Origin of the sequence: Pseudoduganella sp. R-32 (assembly GCF_049913245.1) — a bacterium.
Classification (GTDB): domain Bacteria; phylum Pseudomonadota; class Gammaproteobacteria; order Burkholderiales; family Burkholderiaceae_D; genus Rugamonas.
Genome location: NZ_CP183987.1, coordinates 4,640,050 through 4,658,464, shown reverse-complemented (window position 1 = coordinate 4,658,464; position 18,415 = coordinate 4,640,050). Strand labels below are relative to the sequence as shown.

General features: G+C 65.5%; 13 protein-coding genes. 8 read left to right on the top strand and 5 right to left on the bottom strand.

The features are described 5' to 3' along the window. Positions 1–3 precede the first annotated feature (3 nt). The 7 genes from aroQ to ACN9MU_RS20955 all read left to right on the top strand — a co-directional run bounded on the left by aroQ (position 4) and on the right by ACN9MU_RS20955 (position 14,000). Complete coding sequence (gene aroQ / locus ACN9MU_RS20985; protein ID WP_426162367.1) at positions 4–660, top strand: gamma subclass chorismate mutase AroQ; 657 nt, start codon at positions 4–6, stop codon at positions 658–660. Positions 661–828: 168 nt separating this feature from the next. Next, positions 829–2,952 (top strand): peptidase domain-containing ABC transporter, encoded by a 2,124-nt coding sequence (locus ACN9MU_RS20980; RefSeq protein ID WP_426336059.1) that lies wholly within the window; start codon positions 829–831, stop codon positions 2,950–2,952. After that, positions 2,942–4,309 carry an HlyD family type I secretion periplasmic adaptor subunit gene (locus ACN9MU_RS20975; protein WP_426343409.1) on the top strand — a complete coding sequence of 456 codons (1,368 nt, stop codon included), beginning with the start codon at positions 2,942–2,944 and terminating at the stop codon, positions 4,307–4,309. The genes ACN9MU_RS20980 and ACN9MU_RS20975 overlap by 11 nt, the downstream gene beginning before the upstream one ends. A gap of 1 nt (position 4,310) precedes the next feature. Continuing rightward, the gene (locus tag ACN9MU_RS20970; RefSeq protein WP_426336057.1) at positions 4,311–6,440 is read left to right on the top strand and encodes a type I secretion system permease/ATPase; all 2,130 of its coding nucleotides are present in this window, start codon (positions 4,311–4,313) and stop codon (positions 6,438–6,440) included. Positions 6,441–6,577: 137 nt separating this feature from the next. Continuing rightward, a complete protein-coding gene (locus tag ACN9MU_RS20965) occupies positions 6,578–6,874 on the top strand; it encodes a hypothetical protein (protein ID WP_426336056.1) in 297 nt (98 codons plus the stop codon). A 213-nt stretch (positions 6,875–7,087) separates the two neighbouring features. Further along, entirely contained in the window at positions 7,088–13,486 is a 6,399-nt protein-coding gene (locus ACN9MU_RS20960; RefSeq protein WP_426343408.1) for a TcdA/TcdB pore-forming domain-containing protein, read from the top strand. A 262-nt stretch (positions 13,487–13,748) separates the two neighbouring features. Then, the gene (locus ACN9MU_RS20955; RefSeq protein WP_426162361.1) at positions 13,749–14,000 is read left to right on the top strand and encodes a hypothetical protein; all 252 of its coding nucleotides are present in this window, start codon (positions 13,749–13,751) and stop codon (positions 13,998–14,000) included. Positions 14,001–14,033: 33 nt separating this feature from the next. Here ACN9MU_RS20955 and ACN9MU_RS20950 read toward each other — a convergent pair whose 3' ends face one another. Beyond that, positions 14,034–14,444 (bottom strand): hypothetical protein, encoded by a 411-nt coding sequence (locus tag ACN9MU_RS20950; RefSeq protein WP_426162360.1) that lies wholly within the window; start codon positions 14,442–14,444, stop codon positions 14,034–14,036. A 66-nt stretch (positions 14,445–14,510) separates the two neighbouring features. Between ACN9MU_RS20950 and ACN9MU_RS20945 the strand changes: the two genes are divergently transcribed. Then, positions 14,511–14,792: a hypothetical protein gene (locus ACN9MU_RS20945; protein ID WP_426318471.1), complete on the top strand. Its 282-nt coding sequence runs from the start codon at positions 14,511–14,513 to the stop codon at positions 14,790–14,792. A gap of 98 nt (positions 14,793–14,890) precedes the next feature. On the opposite strand, the gene ACN9MU_RS20940 is transcribed toward ACN9MU_RS20945, so the two are convergent. The 4 genes from ACN9MU_RS20940 to ACN9MU_RS20925 all read right to left on the bottom strand — a co-directional run bounded on the left by ACN9MU_RS20940 (position 14,891) and on the right by ACN9MU_RS20925 (position 18,414). After that, complete coding sequence (locus tag ACN9MU_RS20940) at positions 14,891–15,637, bottom strand: alpha/beta fold hydrolase (RefSeq protein ID WP_426162358.1); 747 nt, start codon at positions 15,635–15,637, stop codon at positions 14,891–14,893. Then, positions 15,624–16,562 (bottom strand): DMT family transporter, encoded by a 939-nt coding sequence (locus ACN9MU_RS20935; RefSeq protein WP_426162357.1) that lies wholly within the window; start codon positions 16,560–16,562, stop codon positions 15,624–15,626. Before ACN9MU_RS20935 ends, ACN9MU_RS20940 begins: the two co-directional genes overlap by 14 nt. 182 nt (positions 16,563–16,744) lie before the next feature. Beyond that, complete coding sequence (locus tag ACN9MU_RS20930) at positions 16,745–17,923, bottom strand: MFS transporter (RefSeq protein ID WP_426318470.1); 1,179 nt, start codon at positions 17,921–17,923, stop codon at positions 16,745–16,747. Beyond that, positions 17,920–18,414 (bottom strand): hypothetical protein, encoded by a 495-nt coding sequence (locus ACN9MU_RS20925; RefSeq protein ID WP_426162354.1) that lies wholly within the window; start codon positions 18,412–18,414, stop codon positions 17,920–17,922. Before ACN9MU_RS20925 ends, ACN9MU_RS20930 begins: the two co-directional genes overlap by 4 nt. Position 18,415: the final 1 nt, after the last annotated feature.

The window sequence follows — 18,415 nt, the reverse complement described above, 5'->3', positions numbered from 1 at the left end:
GCCATGAAGCGATTTACCTTACTGACGGCCTCCGGGCTGGCGATGCTGTATGCAGGCGCAGCCTATGCGGCTAATGCGGGGGAGGACGGTCCGCTGACCGGCGCGGGCTCCGCCAGCGCTGTGGGCTTGGCAGAGGCGCAGCAGGCGGCATCTGCCGGTGCACCGCCCTACGAAGATGCGTTGCTCGAACAATTGCGCAAGCTGATGGAGCAGCGCCTGGCGCTGATGCCGGACGTGGCGCGCTACAAATGGCGCCACGGCGGGGCCATCGAAGATCTCGCGCGCGAACGCGTCATTATCGAGCGTTTCGCGGCGCAGGCCGCGGCGCTGGGCTTGCCCAGCGATTGGAGCGAGCTGTTTTTCCGGGCCCAGATCGACGCCGCCAAAATGTTACAGCGCGCCTGTACTGCTTCGCTGCCATGCATTACTGCCGGTCCCGTGCCCGATCTGGCGCAGGAGACCCGGCCGCGCCTCGATGCGCTCGAACAGCCGCTGCTGCTGGCGCTCGCGGCGGCCTGGCCGATCCTGTCCAATCCGGCCAAGCGGCCGCGCGTCGCCGTGATTTTTGCCGCCATGGACAGCGATCATCTGAGCGTCGAGGCATCGCAACACGCCACCCTGGTGCTGACCGACGGCAGCGCCTATCCGCGCGGCAAATAAGTCCGGCGTCCGGTTCTGGTAATCCAGTCCGAGATCTCGCTCCCGGTGCGCCAAAATGATTTCCTATCGGTAACATCCAGCTATCACCGCAGCACTGGCCCAAGCCGTCGGCGCTGCGCATTTTGATGCGAACCGACGACGCTTCGGCGTTGCCCCACTGGAGTTACCATGCAATCCCATCCAACCGACAGCGCCGACGACACCGGCTCGGCGCTGGCCTGCGCCGCCAGCCTGCTGGCGCTGGCGCGCATTGAACCGCAGGCGCCGAACCCGCAGCCCGGCCAGCCGCTGGGCGCGGCACTGGCCGAATACGGCACCCGGCACCGGGTGCGGCTGCGCCTGGGCCGCCTGGGCTGGCGCAAGCTGCGGCCAGCCCAGCTGCCATTGGCTTACCGGCGCCGCAGCGGCGGCTTCGCTGTGCTGGCCGCCATGGACGAGGCGCGCGCGCTGGTGCAAGTGCCGGACCGGGCGCAGCCGATGCAGCTGGCGCTGGCCGACCTGAAGGAGGACTGGAGCGGCCAGGCCCTGCAACTGGCCGGGCCGGCACTGCGTTTCGACTTGCGCTGGTTCGTGCCGGCGTTTGCCGCGCACCGGAGCCTGTTGCTCGAATTATTGCTGTTTTCCTTTGTGCTGCAACTGCTGGCCTTGCTGCCCGCGCTGGGTTTCCAGGTGGTGCTGGACAAGGTGCTGGTGCACCAGGCCCTGGCCACGCTTGACGTGATGGTGCTGGGCCTGGCGCTGGCGGCATTGGCCGAAGTGCTGCTCAAGGGCTTGCGCGAATACCTGCTGGGCCACACGGCGGCCCGCATCGACGCGCGCCTGGGCGGCGAGCTGGTACGCCACTTGCTGGGCCTGCCGCTGGCCTATTTCCGCAGCCGCCAGGCCGGCGCCATCGTGGCGCGCGTGCGCGAGGCCGATACCGTGCGCGAGTTCCTGACCGGGGCGGCGATGGGCTTGTGCGTCGATGCCGTCTTCACGCTGGTGCTGCTGGGGGTGATGGCCAGCTTGTCACCGCTGCTGACGGCGCTGCTGGCCGCCTCGCTGCCGCTGTACCTGCTGCTGGCCTGGCGCGCCACGCCCGGCCTGCAAGGGCGTATCGAAACCATGTTCCACCATGGCGCGCGCAGCGCCTCCCTGCTGGCCGAGTCGCTGGGCGCGGTGGAAACCATCAAGGGCCTGGCGCTGGAGCCGCGCCTGCGCCGGCGCTGGGAAGAAACCACGCGCGACCAGGTCGCCAGCGGCTTCGCGGTGCAGAGCCGGCAAGTGCTGGTCAACCAGGCGGTGCAGTGGGTGCAAAAAGTCGTGGCGGTGCTGATCCTGTGGGTTGGGGCGCACGAAGTGCTGCAGCTGCGCCTGAGCGTGGGCCAGTTGATCGCTTTCAATATGCTGGCCGGCCAGGCCAGCCAGCCGCTGACCCGCCTGGTCGAATTGTGGCAGCAGTTCGTGCAGACGCGGGTCGCGGTCGACCGCCTGCGCGATATGCTCAACCTGCCAGTCGAACAGGAGGGTGGCAGCGCATGCCTGCCGGGCCGCCTGCGCGGCGACATTACTCTCGATGCGGTGGAATTCCGCTACCGGCCGGACTTGCCGCCGGCGCTGGACGGGCTGTCGCTGACGGTGCGGGCCGGCGAGCACGTCGGCATTGTCGGCCCTTCCGGCTCCGGCAAATCGACGCTGACCAAATTGATCCAGAAACTTTACCTGCCGCAGGGCGGTGCCCTGTTCATCGATGGCCAGCCGTTGGCCGCGCTGGAGGCGGGTGCATTGCGGCGGCGCATAGGCGTCGTGTTGCAGGAAAACTTCCTGTTCCACCGTTCGGTGCGCGACAACATTGCGCTGCGCGAGCCGGCGGCGCCGCTGGAAGCGGTGATGGCGGCCGCGCGCCTGGCCGGCGCGCACGATTTCATCCTGAAGCTGCCGCTGGGCTACGACACCGTGCTGGCCGAGGGCGGCAGTTCGCTGTCGGGCGGCCAGCGGCAACGGCTGGCGATCGCGCGCGCGCTGCTGAGCGATCCGTCGGTGCTGATATTCGACGAAGCCACCAGTGCGCTGGACGAGGAGGCGCAGCAAGTGCTGCGCGAGCACATGCCGCGCATCGCCCAGGGCCGTACCGTGCTGACCGTGGCGCACCGCCTGTCCACCGTGGCCGGCTGCGACCGCATTGTGGTGCTGGAGCGCGGCCGCATCGTCGAAAGCGGCAGCCACGCCGCGCTGCTGGCCGAGGACGGCCGCTATGCCCGCCTGTGGCGCTTACAACAAAATTTCTTATCGGAGCAGTCCCATGCCATTTAAATCCTTGCTTGGCGCCTGGCGCCGGCGCGGCCAGCCGGACCGCCGGCCCGACACCTCGTACGAATTCCTGCCCGCCTATCTGGAAATCCTGCAGCGACCGGCCTCGCCCTGGGCGCGCCGCAGCGCGCTGGCGCTGGCGCTGCTGCTCCTGCTGGCGCTGCTCTGGTCGGTGTTCGGCCGGCTGGACATCCATGCCAGCGCGAGCGGCCGGGTGGTGGCTTCCTCGCGCTCCAAGCTGATCCAGCCGCTGGAACAGGCCGAAGTGATGGCGATCCTGGTGCGCGACGGCCAGCGCGTGACGGCCGGCCAGCCGCTGATCGACCTCAAGCTGCTGGGGGCGGGCGCCGACACTCTGCGCTTGCGCGATCAACTGGTCGCCAACCAGTTGGAGGCGGCGCGTTTCCGCGCCTTGCTGGCGGAGGACCCGCCGGCCGCGTTTGCGCCGCCGGCCGGCATCGGTCCCACGCCGGTGGCGGCGGCGCGCGCCCACCTGGCCAGCGAGTGGCAAGCCTTGTCGGCGCGCCTGGCCGACCTGGCGGCGGAATGCGCGGTCAACCAGGCCAGCCAGCAAGCGGCGGCGCGTGAACTGGAGGCGCTCGACAAACTGCATCGCAACGTGGCGAGCCGCCTGCGCGCCCTGCGCACGCTGGAGCAGCAAGGCATGGTGTCGCACGTGGCCCTGCTTGAGAAGAGCCGCGAACAGCTCGATCTCGAAGAACGCCAGGCGCAACAACAGGCCCAGTTGCAGGTCCTGCAAGCCCAGCATGCCAACCTGCTGGCCCGCAAGCGCACTTACCTGGCCGATATGCGGCGCGAGTTCAGCGACAAGCTGACCCAGGCCGACAATGCCGTGGCCGAAATCGAACAGCAGCTGGCCAAGGCGGTCGAACGCAAGGACCTGCAGAGCCTGCGGGCCCCGGCCGACGGCGTGGTGCAGCAATTGGCGGTGCACACGGTGGGCGGGGTGGTGACGCCGGCCCAGACGCTGATGGTGGTGGTGCCGGATGCCAGCGGCCTGGAGGCCGAAGTCAATATCCTGAACAAGGATGTCGGCTTCGTGGTGCCCGGCCAGCCGGTCGATGTCAAGGTCGACGCCTTCCCCTATACCCGTTACGGCACGGTGCAGGCGCGGCTGTCGTTCGTGTCGCGCGACGCGGTGAAGGATGAACGGCTGGGCTATGTGTTCCCGGCGCGCGTGCACTTGGCGCGCGGCAGCATGCTGGTGGACGGCCAGCAGGTGGACTTGCAGCCGGGCATGAGCGTGGTGGCCGAGATCAAGACCGATCGCCGGCGCGTGATCGATTACTTGCTAAGTCCGATCCGCGATTACCAGGCCACGGCCATGCGGGAGCGCTAAGATGGACCGGCTCACCGCATTCACGGCCGCGTCCGACACCGGCCTGCTGGCGCTGGCGCGTGCCGCGGCCAGCTTCGACCTGGCGGTTGCGCCGCAGCGCCTGGCCCATCAAATGGGGCGGGCTGGCGAGGCCGCCAGCGCCGCCGAGCTGTGCCGCCTGGCGCACTGGCTTGGCCTGCGCGCCAGCGTCGCCAGCTATCGCGCCGGCGACCTGGCCACGCTGCCGGCGCCGGCCTTGCTGCTGACCGGGGACGGCTTCGTACTGCTGGCGGCCAACGACAGCGCGGGCGCCACGCTGTGGCTGCCGGCTACCGGGGCCGAACTGCGTCTCACGCATGGCGAGCTGCAGGGCTGGTGCGAAGGCACTGTGCTGTTGCTGGGCGAGCGCCGCGCGCCAACGCGCACTCCGGCATTTGGCCTGCGCTGGTTCTTGCCCGCGCTGCGGCGCCACTGGCGCCAATTCGCCTGGGTGCTGGCGGTGTCGCTGGCGCTGCAGGCGATCGCCCTGGTGACGCCGCTGTTCTTCGAAAACGTGGTCGACAAGGTACTGGTCAGCCGCAGCGCCGGCAGCTTGCAGGTGCTGCTGATTGGCATGCTGGGCTTGGCGCTCTTCGAGCCGCTGTACGGCTGGCTGCGCAGCTGGCTGTACGGCAACTTGTCGAGCAAGATCACGGCCGAACTGGAAGGACGTGTGTTCGGTCACTTGCTGGCGCTGCCGCTGCGCTATTTCCGCGCACGCCAGGCCGGCGCCATCATTGCGCGGGTGCGCGAGCTGGATTCGGTGCGCCAGTTCCTCACCGGCTCGGCACTGACGCTGGTGCTGGACTTGCTGTTCGTGCTGGTGTTCCTGGCTGTCATGCTGTGCTATTCGGCGGTGCTGACCGGCGTGCTGGCGCTCTCGCTGGCGCTGTGTTTCGTCTTGTGGATGGTATTCGGACCGCTGCTGCGCCAGCGCGCGCTGGCGGCCTATGAGCGCAATGCCGACGCCAACGCATTCCTGGTCGAAGCGGTCAACGGCATCGAGACTATCAAGTCCAATGCGGTGGAGGAGCGGCTGGCGGCGCAGTGGGAGCAGCGCTTGGCGGCCTACCTGCGCAGCCAGTTCGCCAGCAAGGCGCTGGGCATTATTGCCGGGCAGGGCATAGGCCTGGCGCAGAAGCTGGGCGCTGCACTGCTGCTGTGGTTTGGCGTGCATGCGGTGCTGGCCGGGCAGATGAGCGTGGGCGAGCTGGTGGCCTTCAATATGTGGTCCGGCCATGTGGTGCAGCCGATCCTGCGCCTGGCTCAGGTCTGGCAGGATTTCCAGCACACGCAGATCGCCCTGCGCCGGGTCGGCGATATCCTCGACGAACCGGCCGAGGCGGCGGCCGAAGGCGCCGGCGCCTTGCCGGCGCTGGCCGGCGCGGTGGCGTTCCGCCAAGTGCGCTTCCGCTATGGCGAGGACAGTGCCGAGGTGTTGAAAGGTTTGCAGCTGGACATCGCGCCCGGCAGCTTCGTCGGCGTGACCGGGCCATCCGGTTCGGGCAAGTCGACCCTGGTGCGGCTGCTGCAGCGCCTGTATACCCCGCAGCAAGGCCAGATCCTGCTGGACGGCGCCGACATCGCAGTGGCCGACCCGGTCGAACTGCGCCGGCAGATGAGCATCGTGCCGCAGGACAGTGTGCTGCTGGCCGGCACCATCGCCGACAACATCCGCCTGTGCTGTCCCGGCGCCAGCGAGGGACAGGTACGTGCCGCCGCCAGCCTGGCCGGGGTCGATGCCTTCGCCGATGCGCTGGCCGAGGGCTACGACAGCGAAGTGGGCGAACGCGGCGCGGCCTTGTCCGGCGGCCAGCGCCAGCGGGTGGCGCTGGCACGCGCCCTGATCACCGATCCGCGCATCCTGATCCTCGACGAGGCCACCAGCGCCCTCGATTACGAGTCGGAAGCGGCCATCATGCAGCGCCTGCCCGATATCGTGGCCGGCCGAACCGTGATCAGCATCGCGCACCGGCTCAACACGATCCGCCACGCCGACCGCATCCTGGTGATGGACGACGGTCGCGTGGCCGAGGATGGGACCCACGAGGAACTGCTGGCGCGCGATGGCCTGTATGCGCGGCTGTGGCGGTTGCAGACCGGCGCTGCGTAGTGCGCGGCATGATCGACGGCGGCGCTCGGACCGGTCCGGATAATTGCCGCCAGAGCCAATCGTGGTTCGCTCCAGCGGTAACTTGCATGGTTTGCCGCCGCCTTGGGCGGCGCCACATTGATGAGGAAAGGAGAGTGATGGTTCAGTGGAAAATGAACGGGTCCCGCCGCCTATGCAAACTGTTGCTGGTCTGCTTGGCCGGTCTGGCCGCAACGGCGTGCGCCGAACTTGACGGTTTGGCCGAGCGGATGGCGCGCAGTGAGATGGAAGATGCGCGCCGGGTTTGCGGCGACTATGGATTCCGCCCCGGCACCGACGCGTATGCACAATGTGTTGGCTCGGAAGTGAATGCGCGCAAGGACCGGGAGCAGCAAGACTGGCTGGAGCAGCAACGCCGGCAAGACCGCCAGTGGCGGCACCGCCACCGTCACTAAGCCGCGGCACAGCGCCGTGGCGGACAGGGCGGAAGCTTGCGAGGCCGCACCCGCACGTGGCGCAGCGACCCGCATCGCGAAATCCGTCCGATAAATCTCCTCGATCCAGATTGCGCCCGGGTCCACCGGTATGCTGAACAGTAACTGAGTCGGCATTCGCGCTTACGGCGTGAAACTGCCTCATATCGAAACTGTTATCAGGAGATTGTTCAAATGACACACGCGTTGGAATCCACAGCACAAGCCGAGTCGGGCATCAGATCTCGCCAAGAATTCGAACGGCTCATCGGAAAATATGCTAAAGATCTTCCGGCTATTACCAATTCAGATCGGTCGGAGTGGCTGGATAAGGCAGCAGGATCTGAATTGGAAGAAAAGTACCGGGCAGCGTTTGATGTTGCCAACAAGGCCAAAAAATTGCTGGATTCGCCGGGCCAAGTCGAAAGAGCGATACAAATGTACCAGACGGCGTTGGACAACCTATACGCTTGCTTTAACAAGAACTTTTCCACCATTGACCCTGCCAATCCGGACCAGTTGAAAGCTGTGGCGGTGCTTGCCGACGGAATCCACAATGTTGAGGGCGTTTCCGGCTTCCGTGATGCGCAGGGACGGCTCTTCAAAGATGCGCAAAGACAGTTCCAAAGCGCTGATTCCGCCGCCAGCGCAACCGCATTGATTGATTTCTGGGATGGCGTGGCGAAGCCGCCGTCCGATCCGAGCTGGCGCACATTCCAAGGTCGGGATTTGTATCGTCTTGGGCTCAGTCTGGCTGACCGCCCGCGAGACTTCGGGACCGTTATCGGGCTTATGGGCAGGAAAGTGCAGGATGCATGGGCGACAATGGGGGCGAATGACGCACACTGGCGGAGCGCCTTTGGCGGTCTTATCCCCGACCGGAAGAAGGGCGAATTCGCCTTCAATCAGACGGCTCATTTCTACGCCTTTGGCGGTAACGAAGGATATTGCCGTGCGTATTCCATCCTCTATGCCACGGCATTGGTGAACAATGACGTGGACGCTGCCGCCCGATTGTTCCGCAGCTTCAGACTTGAGATGTTCGATGGCATGCATGCGCGCTATCCGAGCGATAAATCGGCCACGCGAGCTGCCTTATCGCATCTGAATGGTTCGGATGATGTAGCGTGGGGGCTTCTTGCCAGGCTTCAGATGCGCACCGTGCGCGAGGTGGTCAAGGAGCTCGCCAGCACCACGGGCCGGACTAGTTTTCTTATCGAATCCCCTAATCACTCAATGGAGCTCGGCGTCAGCATCGACGAACATGGTCAACGCCATTATCAATTCTTCGACCCCAATTTCGGCAATTATTCCTTCGATAGCGCGGAACAGGCGATTAACGACGTCTCCATGCTGCTGTCGACGGGACAGGAGGCATATAGGATCCCTATGCGGGACGGGGAGCTTATGCTGGCGGCGGCCAAAATTGATGAGGCAATGGCCGCCAGTCTCTTGAATATGGAGATAAAGGACAGTGTAGGCGGGCAGCGCATTGCCAAGCTGGGAGAGATCTTCACGATCCCGCAGGATGCGGCGATGGTGTTGGATAGCGCGCAGGAATCTGCGCATGCCGCCGTGCAGGCGCAAACCATCGGCGACGCGCTGGTGGACAATATGCGCAAATGGATGGTCCAGTGCGCCCTGCCCGAAGCACGGTACAAGCCGCTGTTCAATACCTTCCGCATAGAAACCGACGGCAGTACGACGATGGAATTTCTCGATACCGGAGCAGCGGGTCATCAGACCAAAAAAGTGCAGGTGAGCCTGCCCGATCCGGCAGAAGCGGCCCGTCTGCGCTCCAGCCTGCAGCGCATGTCGGATCTGCTGAAAAAGGTGGGCGACAACTTCCAGATGAAAAACGACCACCTCACGCAGGCCCACCATGAGGGCGAGGGCGGGGTGGACGGCTCGGAAGGGTTGAATGCCGCGTTTACCTTACAGACCATCGTCGATCTGCTGCACGCGCGGCACCGTCAAGAGAAGGTCGAAGGGGGCGAGCAGGAAGAGCTGGCCGGGTCGCTGGCGCAAACCATCGAGGCGCACATGTGGGCCAATGTCAGCAATGTTGGCGCGAGCTCGGGCAAGGACCTGAGCAAGTTGGCCGAAATGGTGGGCAAACTGCTGGAGGACTCGGGCAAGCTGGAAGAGGCCACTGCCAAGCTGAGTGAAGGGCTGCTCAAGATCGGCGGTAAAGTGGGCAAGGCGTTTGAAGGCCTGTCGACCGCGCTGGACGCGACCGGTGTGGCCCTGGATATTGCGGAGCTGGCGCAGGCGCAAAGCTACGAGCAGCGCGTCAGCGCAGGCACCTCGCTGGCGCTCGATTCGGTCTCCATGGGCGTGGGTGTGGCGGCGATGGTGGCCGGTGAGACGGCGGGCATCGTAATGGGAGGCATGGCCGTGCCGCTGGCAGGGGTCGGCATCGGCATCAGCGCCCTGGTCGACAATTTCCTGGAAACCGCCGCGACAAAGGATCAAACCATTGTCTATTTCGACGAGTTGAAAAAAGGCTACCAAAGAGGGGGCTATGAATGGAACGGCGACCATTCCGCCATGCTGCCGATCGATGGCGTGGTGATCGACAAAATCGATTTGTCCGGCGAGAATGCGAAGATCAGCTTCGGCGCCAACGTGATTTATGGCGAGCAAGTCGAGCCGGGGGCATTGGTGCCAGGGCTGCAGAGTAATCCCAAATTATCATTCGACGTGCACGAAGCGTTTGGCGTCGGCCACACAGCGACCATCGACAACCCGGATATATTCGTACTTCCGGTCACGAGCAAGCGGGTGGGCTGGTTCACCACGGCTCTGGACGGATTGAAGGCGGCCGGCGAAACGCTCAATGACTTCTCCAAACATTCCCATCGAGATGATCCGGGCCATAGTGGCGAGGATTGCCCTAATCATCAGGGCGACCATCTTTCGGGGGACTTGAAGGACCAGCGTATCACCTTCGATACCCGATCGCTGGGCGTGGGCGTTGTCGGCTATGGATACGAACCGCAGTTCACGCAACTCGAGGTCACCCTGGGCAAGGCACCCAAGCAGCTGGTTATCCCTGCCGATAATGGCAATATCGAGTATCGCATTGCCGGTGCCGGGGGACACTACAGCCTGGTCCCCAACGGCGACCGCGTCCTGTTGTCCGAGCAGGATCCGAAAGCACCCTCGACGTGGGTGCTGCAAAGCGCGAGCAAAGATGAAACGTTCGATGTCAAGTTTTACGATGGCACGTACTGGGACCACAAATATACCTCGATCATCCTGACCCCGGTCTGGGCGCCTGGCCACGAGTCGAAACACCCCGATACCCACCCGAAGGTCGTGCTGCTCGACGATCTCAATACCAACGTCCTGTTGCGCAACGGAGAGGGGGTGTATCGCCTGGATGTTGCGAAGAAGTCCATTGAGCTGGTGGACTATGTGGTCGAGGATGCGTGGGTGAAGGAACACGCCCCAACCTTGTTCCACGATTTGGCGCAGCTGGCCAAGGAGAAGAATCTGAATGGCCTGACGCTGAATTGGCAGGCGCCCGGCCAGAAGTCCAGCGTGCTGACGTTCCGCTATACCGCGGGTCAGAACTACATTATTGGAGCGCATGATGAATTTGTCGACAGGTTCAATGCCAATGCCGACGGCGGCCTGGATACGGCCAAGGGGGTGGTTGCAGGCTTCACCGCCGAGGTCTTCCAGGAACCGGACGTCAAGAGTCTGGCCGACCTGGTGAAATATGCGGAGGACTTCGACGCGACCGAGTTCGATGTGTATGACATTCCGCTGAAGCAGCTGGTCGCCTCGGCCGATGCGTCGTTTGTGGTCTCTGGCCACTACGATGGCAAGAGCTGGGTGCTGACGCGTGTCGATCCGAAGGGACAGGTGTATGTGTATGAGGGGGCCAACCCGGATCTCGGTGGCGCCGGCAGGCTGAGCGCGTTCAGCGAGAAGTTTTTCACGACGCACCCGAACGACACGCTGGCCGACTTGGTCAAGATTGCCGGCGGCGGGAGTTTCGACGTGGCCGGCCTGTCTTTCCACGGCCACACCCTGGCCAGCGGCCACTACGATGCCAAGACCCGTACCATGGTCGGCCGGGATAAGGATGGCCACTGGCTGGTCAGCGGCAATGGCAGCCACGTGGTGTTCAAGGTGCAAGGCAAAGGCGAGGTCTGGTTCTATGAGGAAGATGCCGATCATCCGTCGACCTGGCAGTTGGAGACGGACGGCCAGGATCCAAGCGGCTGGTCCCGCAACTGGGTGACGCTGGGTTCGAGCCGGATCTGGGTGGACAAGCCGGCGGCTACGGAACTGAGGGTGCAGCAGCCGGATGGAAATTTGATGCGCTTGAGCTTGCTCGACTCGGCTGCGTACAAGCAAGGCTTCACCAAGGAGTATTTCAAGTACCACGCGAACGCCACGCTGGCCGACCTGGTGCGGGATATCGGAGGGAGCAGCTTCGACGTGGCAGGCATGCCTTTCCGCAGCCATGTGATCAGCGGCCATTTCGACGGCAAGACCCAGGCCATGGTTGCCGACGATGGGGAAGGCCATTGCCTGGTGCGCGGCAACGGCAGCCAGGCGGCGCTGGACCTGCACGGCAAGAGCGAAGTCTGGCTCTACGAGGAAGACGACGGCAAAGCGTCGACCTGGCTACTGCGCGGCGACGGCAATGTGGTGGAATGGAAGGCGCCGAACTGGGTGAAGGTGGGCTCGACCTGGGTCTGGCTGGACAAGCCGCAGGAAACGCATCTGCGCGTGCAGCAACCGGACGGTCAGTTGATGGAGGTGGATCTGGCCAAGCAGACCGCGACGGCCGTCGATCGCCTGGTGGACGCCGCCTGGGTCGAGGAGCACGCGGCCACACTGATGCAGGATCTGGCGCAACTGGCCGCGGACCAGCATCTGACCGGATTGACCGTGCAATGGAACGACGGCAAGCCGCGCAGCGGTCGTTACATCGTCGGTAGCGGCATCATCTCCGAACGCGAGGACGGGCTGGTGATGAAGTTCGCGAGCGCGCCTGAGCTTCTGCAAGGATCCGGCACGCTGGTGGCATTCAGCGCGGAGGCCATCAGGCGCAGGCAGGAGAAACTCGGCGCTGAGTACTACCTCAAGCACAAGCAAGGCGCCTTGCTGGCCGAGCTGGTCGCGGAAGCCAAGGCGTACCGGGGAACCGAACAATTCGATATTTATGGCCTGCCGATAGGCAAGTCCTACGATGTGTCCGGCCACTACGACGGCAAGTCCTGGACGTTGGCCGGCACCGATAGCGAGGGCAGGATCTGGCAGCACGATGCGGCCCATCTGGACCAGGACGGCACGTTGGTCGGGTTGAGCGCGGCATTCTTCCGGCAGCATGGCCCGGACTCGCTGAAGAGCCTGCCCGAGCGGCGCGCGTCCGTGCTGGCCGTCTCCGGCCTGACCGATACCGCCGGCAAAGCGCTGTGCGCCTGGTACGACGTGGTGGCGGAACAGTGGATTGTGGCCGGCCGCCCGGGCGGTGGCGGCCTCAATTACCTGGGCACGTTCGGCGGCATGGCCTGGCTGTTCGATGCTGAGCGCGGCGAGGTGCTGGGCAGCGTGCCGCGGAAGCAGGTCGCTTCGCTCGACGCGCTCAAGCAGCCGCCGGCCGCCGGGCGCATGTTCGGACAGCTGGGCAAACTCAAGTCCGCGACCATGGTGGGCAGCACGCTGGTGCTGGCAATGGAAGACGGCCGTTTGACGCTGGGGGCCGACCTGGCGCTGCCGGGAGTGTTGACGCCGTTGGAGATCGATGGCGAGACGCTGGTCGGCACGATCGATTTGGGCGGCGGCAAGTCGGCCAAGACGGTTTCGAACAGCGACCGGGAGCGCTTGCAAAGCTGGGAACAACACTACGGCTTCAGCTTTGGCGAAGCGATCCGCGTGCGCATGGCAGATGGCGCGTGCGCCTGGTATGACTTCGAGCATCGCGCGATGACCGCGGCGCCGCAAGCTGCCGAGCTGCAGTACCTCGGCTACGGCGATGATTTCTACATGTTCGACCCGCTCGCGCACAAGCTGGTGTCGGCGGCCGGTGAAGGCGGCATGCGGCACGAGCCGGTGGCGATCGAGGCGCAGCACGTGGTACGTGTAGGCAACGTCCTGGGCCTGAGCGGCATTGCCGAAACCGATCTGGCCAAGCTGCCGCGGATGTTCAAGGTGGACAACTACATAGCCACCACCAAGGACGACCTGACGTTCGAGGTGTCGGTACATCACGAGGCGACACTGCTGCAGGTTGGGCCGGCCTGGCTGGCCGCGCATGCCGACAATCTGACCGGGGCCTTGGCCGAGTTGGCCAAACGCCTCGGTTGCGAGGACGGGATCAGCCTGCAGCAAACCGATGGCAAGGTACAGTGGTTCGACACCAAGTCCAGTACCATCGCGGACGGGCAAGCCGGTAACAAGCCGCCGGCCACGCGCATGCAGGCGCCCGATGGCTTGGCCCTGCTCAAGCAGGCCATGAGCACGTTCGCGCAGGACGGCGTTGCCGGCAGGACGGCTGCGCCGGTTGCCGGGAGCGCCGAGTTTCTGGCGGCCGCTTTGCCGAAGGCGGCGGGCGGGACCATCCGCGTCTGACGTGAATGCCGCCGATGCGGCCTGGAGACCGCTTCGGGCCGCGTCTGGCAGCGCATTCAGAGCGCGGCGATTGCGGGACAACAGGCGGCCCATGGGCCGCCTGCCGCTATTTGTACGTCCAGCACCCAGCACGCCCTGAATCGAGATCTGCGCCAGGTGGCCCCCGGCCTGTTGCAGCGAGCGCAGTGGCAACGGCAAGTGCGCCCTGCGCGGCATTGGCGAAGGCAGCTTCCAAGGGGTGCTCTCATCGGGCGCCGTTGAGGTGGACGATGCCGCGCGCGTCGGTACGACCCTAGGCATCAAGACGTCCGCAACCGACAGTATCAAGGCGATCCATGCCCAGTTGCGCCTGCTCACCGATGGCGCGAAAGCGATCGATATCATCGACGTCAGCAAGAGCGCGCTGTTGCGCATGCATCTGGGCTACCTGCATGCGCCGGACGAGCATCTGCCCTGGACCGGCGATGGCGCGACGCTGCCGCTGACCGCGCCGCCGCTGCTGCGGCACCATTGAGTCACGGCGTCCTGGGCCGCCGCAAGCGCCGGCTCAGGCACCGTAGCATGCTTTGAGGCGCGGCGACGCTTGGGTCAGCATGCCGGCCGGGTTCTCGATATGCACGCCTTGCAGGCCGGGATCGCCGGCTGGCATGCCACGCGGCAGGGCCAGCGCATGCGCCACCGTGCCGGACACCAGGCAGGCCGCCGCCAGGCAGCAGGCGCCGAAGACCGCCAGCGCGGCGTGCGCCTGCTGCGGCCTGAAATAGCGGGCGGAGAGGTCGCCGCCCTGGGGCGGCGCCGACACCAGGTACACTTTTGGCACGGTTTCGCTGGCGCCCAGTTGGGCGGCGGTCAACAGGGCACCGTACGCGCCGCGCAATCGCATCCGCGGACCGGCCTCGGTCCAGAGCGTGCGCAGGCCGGCCTTGAACACGTGCTTCACTCCGCCGGTAACTTGCATGGTTGGCCGCCCGCGCTGGACGGCGCCACGTTTATGGGGAAAGGAGCGTTATGATTCAGCGGAAAAATGGACAGGTTCCGCCGCCTATGCAAGCTGTTGCTGCTCTGCCTGCTTGGGCTTGCGGCAACGGCGTGCGCCGAACTTGACGGTCTCGCCAAGGGGATGGCGCGCAGTGAGAAGGAGGATGCGCGCCGGGTTTGCAGTGAATACGGTTTCCGTCCCGGCACCGACGCATATGCCCAGTGCGTCGGGTCGGAAGTGAATGCGCGTAAGGAGCGCGAGCAGCAAGACTGGCTGGAGCAGCAGCGCTGGCAAGACCGCGAATGGCGGCGCCGCTACCGTCACTAACGGCGGGACAGCGCTGCGGCGGCCACGGTGGTGTGCCGTCCGGCAGCATGCCTGGCCGCACGCCAGACGCATGCCGGCCGGCGTGGCAAGGGGCGCGCTCAGGCAGGCTGCCCGTCCTTCCTCCGATCTTCGCCTGGCGTGGACTGCGCCAGCCACGAGAGGATCGCCTCGCGCGTCGCCTGTGGCCGCTCAAGCGCAGGCAGATGCCCGCAATTCTCGATGACTTTGAGTTCGGCCCGGCGCAGCTTGCTGAGCATCAGCCGCTGCATCTCCATGCTGAACAACTGGTCTTGCCGCCCGTACAGGATCAATGTCGGCATGCTGAGTGCAGTCAGGCGCGCGGAAATATCCCAGGCGTTGATCAGGACCCGGGTCTGGTTGACCAGGCCGGCGCGCGGCAACTGCTGGCAGGCGGCCAGGGCGTCAAGCAGGTCGCGCTCCCCGGCGCGGCGCGGATCGACGCAGGACTGGTTGAGCTGCGGCCAATGCTGGCCGATGGTGCCGTTGAGCAGGGGCGTGAGCATGCCGTGCCGGAAGAACTCGCGCTGCGCCTCCGGGGCATTGCCCGGATAGGTGCACACCAGGACCATGCGCTGCACGCGCTGCGGCGCCATCAGGGCCAGATGCTGGGCCACCAGCCCGCCCAGGGAGTGCCCGAGCAAAGTGAATTCCGGCGGTGCCAGCTGCAGCACTTCCCTGGCCATGCCGGCCGCGTTGGACTGGTTGGACACGACGATGGTGTGCACGTCGTAGTGTGGCGTAAGGTGTTCGATCAAGTCGCGCCACATGCGGTCGCCATGGTTGCTCCAGCCCGGAAGCAGGACGAATTGTTTACGGTGAGACATGGTTGATCCCCTTTTTTCTAAGCCAGGATGGCATCCCGTTGACCGCCAGCGCGGCAATCGTGAGCGCCAGCGCGCTCGCCTGGCGCAGGCCGAAGTGCTCGCCGCGCAGCGCCACGCCGAGCAGCACGCCGACCACGGGAACGATGAAATTGGACAGCGACGTGAATACCGGGCCGCGGCGTTGTACCAGTGCGGCGTACATCAGGTAAGCCAGCCCGGACTCGACCGTGCCCAGCACGGCCACGGCGCCCAGCGCGCCCGGCGTCCATGTCAGTTGCCAGGGATGGTCGATCAGCAACGATGCTATCGCCAGCGGCAAGGCGGCATACCACAAGATGGTCCGTACGGAGCGGATCGGGTTGTCATGCGGAAGGTGTTCCAAGAGATTGAGGCTTAAGGCGAAGCTGGCACAGCCCAGGAAGATGGCGCCTTCATAGACCAAGTGGCCGCTGCCGTGGTTGGTGGCAGGGCTTACCAGGATGATAATGCCGGCGAAACCGAGCAGAACGCTGAGCATCGCCGGCCAGCCGGGGCGCCTGTGTTTGCTTATGCATAAAGACAGGAGCATTGTCAGGATCGGCACGCTGCCCATCATCACCGCCGTGATACCGCTGTCGACATGCTGCTGCCCCCAAACGATCAGGAAAAAGGGGAGCACTGCCTCGAACAGAGCAATCAATGCATACAGCAGTGCGGGCGAAAGTGGCGCCTTGCGGCCGGCTGCAGGTAACGGGCGCGTAGGTCGGCGTGTGAAGCCGGCCAGCATGGTCAGCGTCGCCGCGCCAATCAACACGCGCAGAGCCGCGGTGGTGGCGGGCGGAATACTCTCGACGGCGAAGGCATTGAACAGGAATTGTCCGCCCCAGATTGTGCCGATGCCCAATAAGAGAAGATAGTCGAGCAGGGTTCTTTGTTGTGTGTGCATGATGCGTTCTCCTTGGTGCCAGGGCTCGAACGGGCTGCGAGACCGACATCGGGCGCCGGCATGGATCATGCACACGATGAGGCGCGTTGCGCTTGCGGGAAGCGAAAAGCAGGACCGGTCCGGCCTGCCGAGCGGGCGGCGCGCCGCCGCGCCCACGGGCCAGGACCATGCGGTGGCAGCTTTCAGTCCTGTGCCCAGCAATGCGCCACCGGCATCAGGACGGCACTGACCACCAGCATGAACACCGGCTGGGCCAGTGTTTGCGCGTGGTACAGGGCGCCCAGTGCGGCCAGGCCGGCGGCGATCAGCAGGTAATAGGTCAGTCCGTACATGGCGCTGGCGCTGCCTTGCACCGCGCGGTAGTGCTGCAGGGAGGCGGCGAAAATGCTGGGAATGGCGCAGGCGAAGCACAGCATCAGGACCACCTGCGTGGCCAGCACGGCGCACGCCGCCGGCAGCGGCGCACGAGCGCCGGCGGCCAAGGCGAGCAACTGCAGCAGGGCCGCCGCCAGCCCGGCGTGGCAGGCGCGGCGGATCAGCTGGCGCGGCCGGTAGTGCCGTAGCGCCAGCTTGTTGAGGCGGGCGCCGCCGACGGCCGCCAGGCCGAGCAACAATCCGCTGGCGCCGGACAGCCAGTGCGGCATGCCCAATTCATCGAACGTGTGCGGCGCCAGCACGTAATAGCCGAACAGGATCAGGTTGAAGCCGGCCACCAGCGCGGCCGAGATCCAGATATGGCGGTCGGTCAGCATATGGCGCGCGACGCGGAGCATGGGCACCGGGGCCGGCTGATGCCGCGGCCGGGTTTCCGGCATGAAGGCGGCGCACAGCAGTGCCAGCGCGGCCAGCAGCCCTAGGCAGGCGAACACGCCGTGATAACCGTAATGGCTGGCCACCAGCATGCCCAAGGCGGGGCCAATGGCCGGCGAGAAGGCCAGCACCGTGACAACGGCGGAAAACATTTTGGTCAGCTGAGGACCCTGATAGCTGTCGCGCACCATGGTTTGCATGACGACGGCGCCGACGCTGATGCCGAACGCCAGCCAGGCGCGCGCCAGCAACAGGACGGTAAAGCTACGCGCCACCAGCGCCAGGGCGGCGGCGGCGACGTAGCAGCACAAACCGCCGAACAGGGCGGGGCGGCGTCCCTTCAGGTCGGAAATGCGGCCCCAGAACAGGACGCCAAGGGCAAAGGCGGCGAAGTACAAGCTCATGGTCCATTGCGCCTGGCCGGCACTGACGCCGTAGGCGGCAGCAATGTCGGGCAACACCGGCGCGTACATGGTCTGGCTCAGTTGCGGGTAGGCCAGCAACAATAGCAGGATGGCGATTGCTGGCCGCGAAAGGGGAATGGGATTCATCGATGCTCCAGGTTGGGTTCATTTGGTGGAGCGCGGCGCGGGCCCAGCCAGGCCACGCACAATGCCAACGCGCCGTTGGCGAGCCAGACATCGGCTTGGCATAACAGGCCATAGCGCCACGGCGCGGCCAGGCCGGCCGCGCTGGCGACCAAGCTGGTCATGCAGGCCTGGCGCAACAAGTCGCCTTTTAGTGCGAGCACGGCCACGGCCAGAAGCCCGGCGCGCGGCAGGAGGCGCGCCGGCAGGCGGTGGCCTGCGCCATAATTCAAGGCCATCAGCGCCATCACCGGTTCCAGCGCGGTGAGCCAGGCCATGGCAATGATGCCAGCCGAGTATTGCTGCGGGCCGGGGAAGACGTGGCCCTGGGCCAAGGCGCCGCTCAGCTGCCCGGCCCATTGCAGCACGCCGGCGTGCACGATCAGGGCAGTGGAGACTGCCAGCGTCGCGCACGCGGCGCAGCGCAGAACCAGGCGGCGGGGCAGCAGGTGCATG

Bases quoted from the DNA above. Each gene is read 5' to 3' on its own strand.
- aroQ (WP_426162367.1), top strand. From the start codon at position 4: ATGAAGCGATTTACCTTACTGACGGCCTCCGGGCTGGCGATGCTGTAT.
- ACN9MU_RS20980 (WP_426336059.1), top strand. From the start codon at position 829: ATGCAATCCCATCCAACCGACAGCGCCGACGACACCGGCTCGGCGCTG.
- ACN9MU_RS20975 (WP_426343409.1), top strand. From the start codon at position 2,942: ATGCCATTTAAATCCTTGCTTGGCGCCTGGCGCCGGCGCGGCCAGCCG.
- ACN9MU_RS20970 (WP_426336057.1), top strand. From the start codon at position 4,311: ATGGACCGGCTCACCGCATTCACGGCCGCGTCCGACACCGGCCTGCTG.
- ACN9MU_RS20965 (WP_426336056.1), top strand. From the start codon at position 6,578: ATGGTTCAGTGGAAAATGAACGGGTCCCGCCGCCTATGCAAACTGTTG.
- ACN9MU_RS20960 (WP_426343408.1), top strand. From the start codon at position 7,088: ATGACACACGCGTTGGAATCCACAGCACAAGCCGAGTCGGGCATCAGA.
- ACN9MU_RS20950 (WP_426162360.1), bottom strand. From the start codon at position 14,444: ATGCAAGTTACCGGCGGAGTGAAGCACGTGTTCAAGGCCGGCCTGCGC.
- ACN9MU_RS20945 (WP_426318471.1), top strand. From the start codon at position 14,511: ATGGACAGGTTCCGCCGCCTATGCAAGCTGTTGCTGCTCTGCCTGCTT.
- ACN9MU_RS20940 (WP_426162358.1), bottom strand. From the start codon at position 15,637: ATGTCTCACCGTAAACAATTCGTCCTGCTTCCGGGCTGGAGCAACCAT.
- ACN9MU_RS20935 (WP_426162357.1), bottom strand. From the start codon at position 16,562: ATGCACACACAACAAAGAACCCTGCTCGACTATCTTCTCTTATTGGGC.
- ACN9MU_RS20930 (WP_426318470.1), bottom strand. From the start codon at position 17,923: ATGAATCCCATTCCCCTTTCGCGGCCAGCAATCGCCATCCTGCTATTG.
- ACN9MU_RS20925 (WP_426162354.1), bottom strand. From the start codon at position 18,414: ATGCACCTGCTGCCCCGCCGCCTGGTTCTGCGCTGCGCCGCGTGCGCG.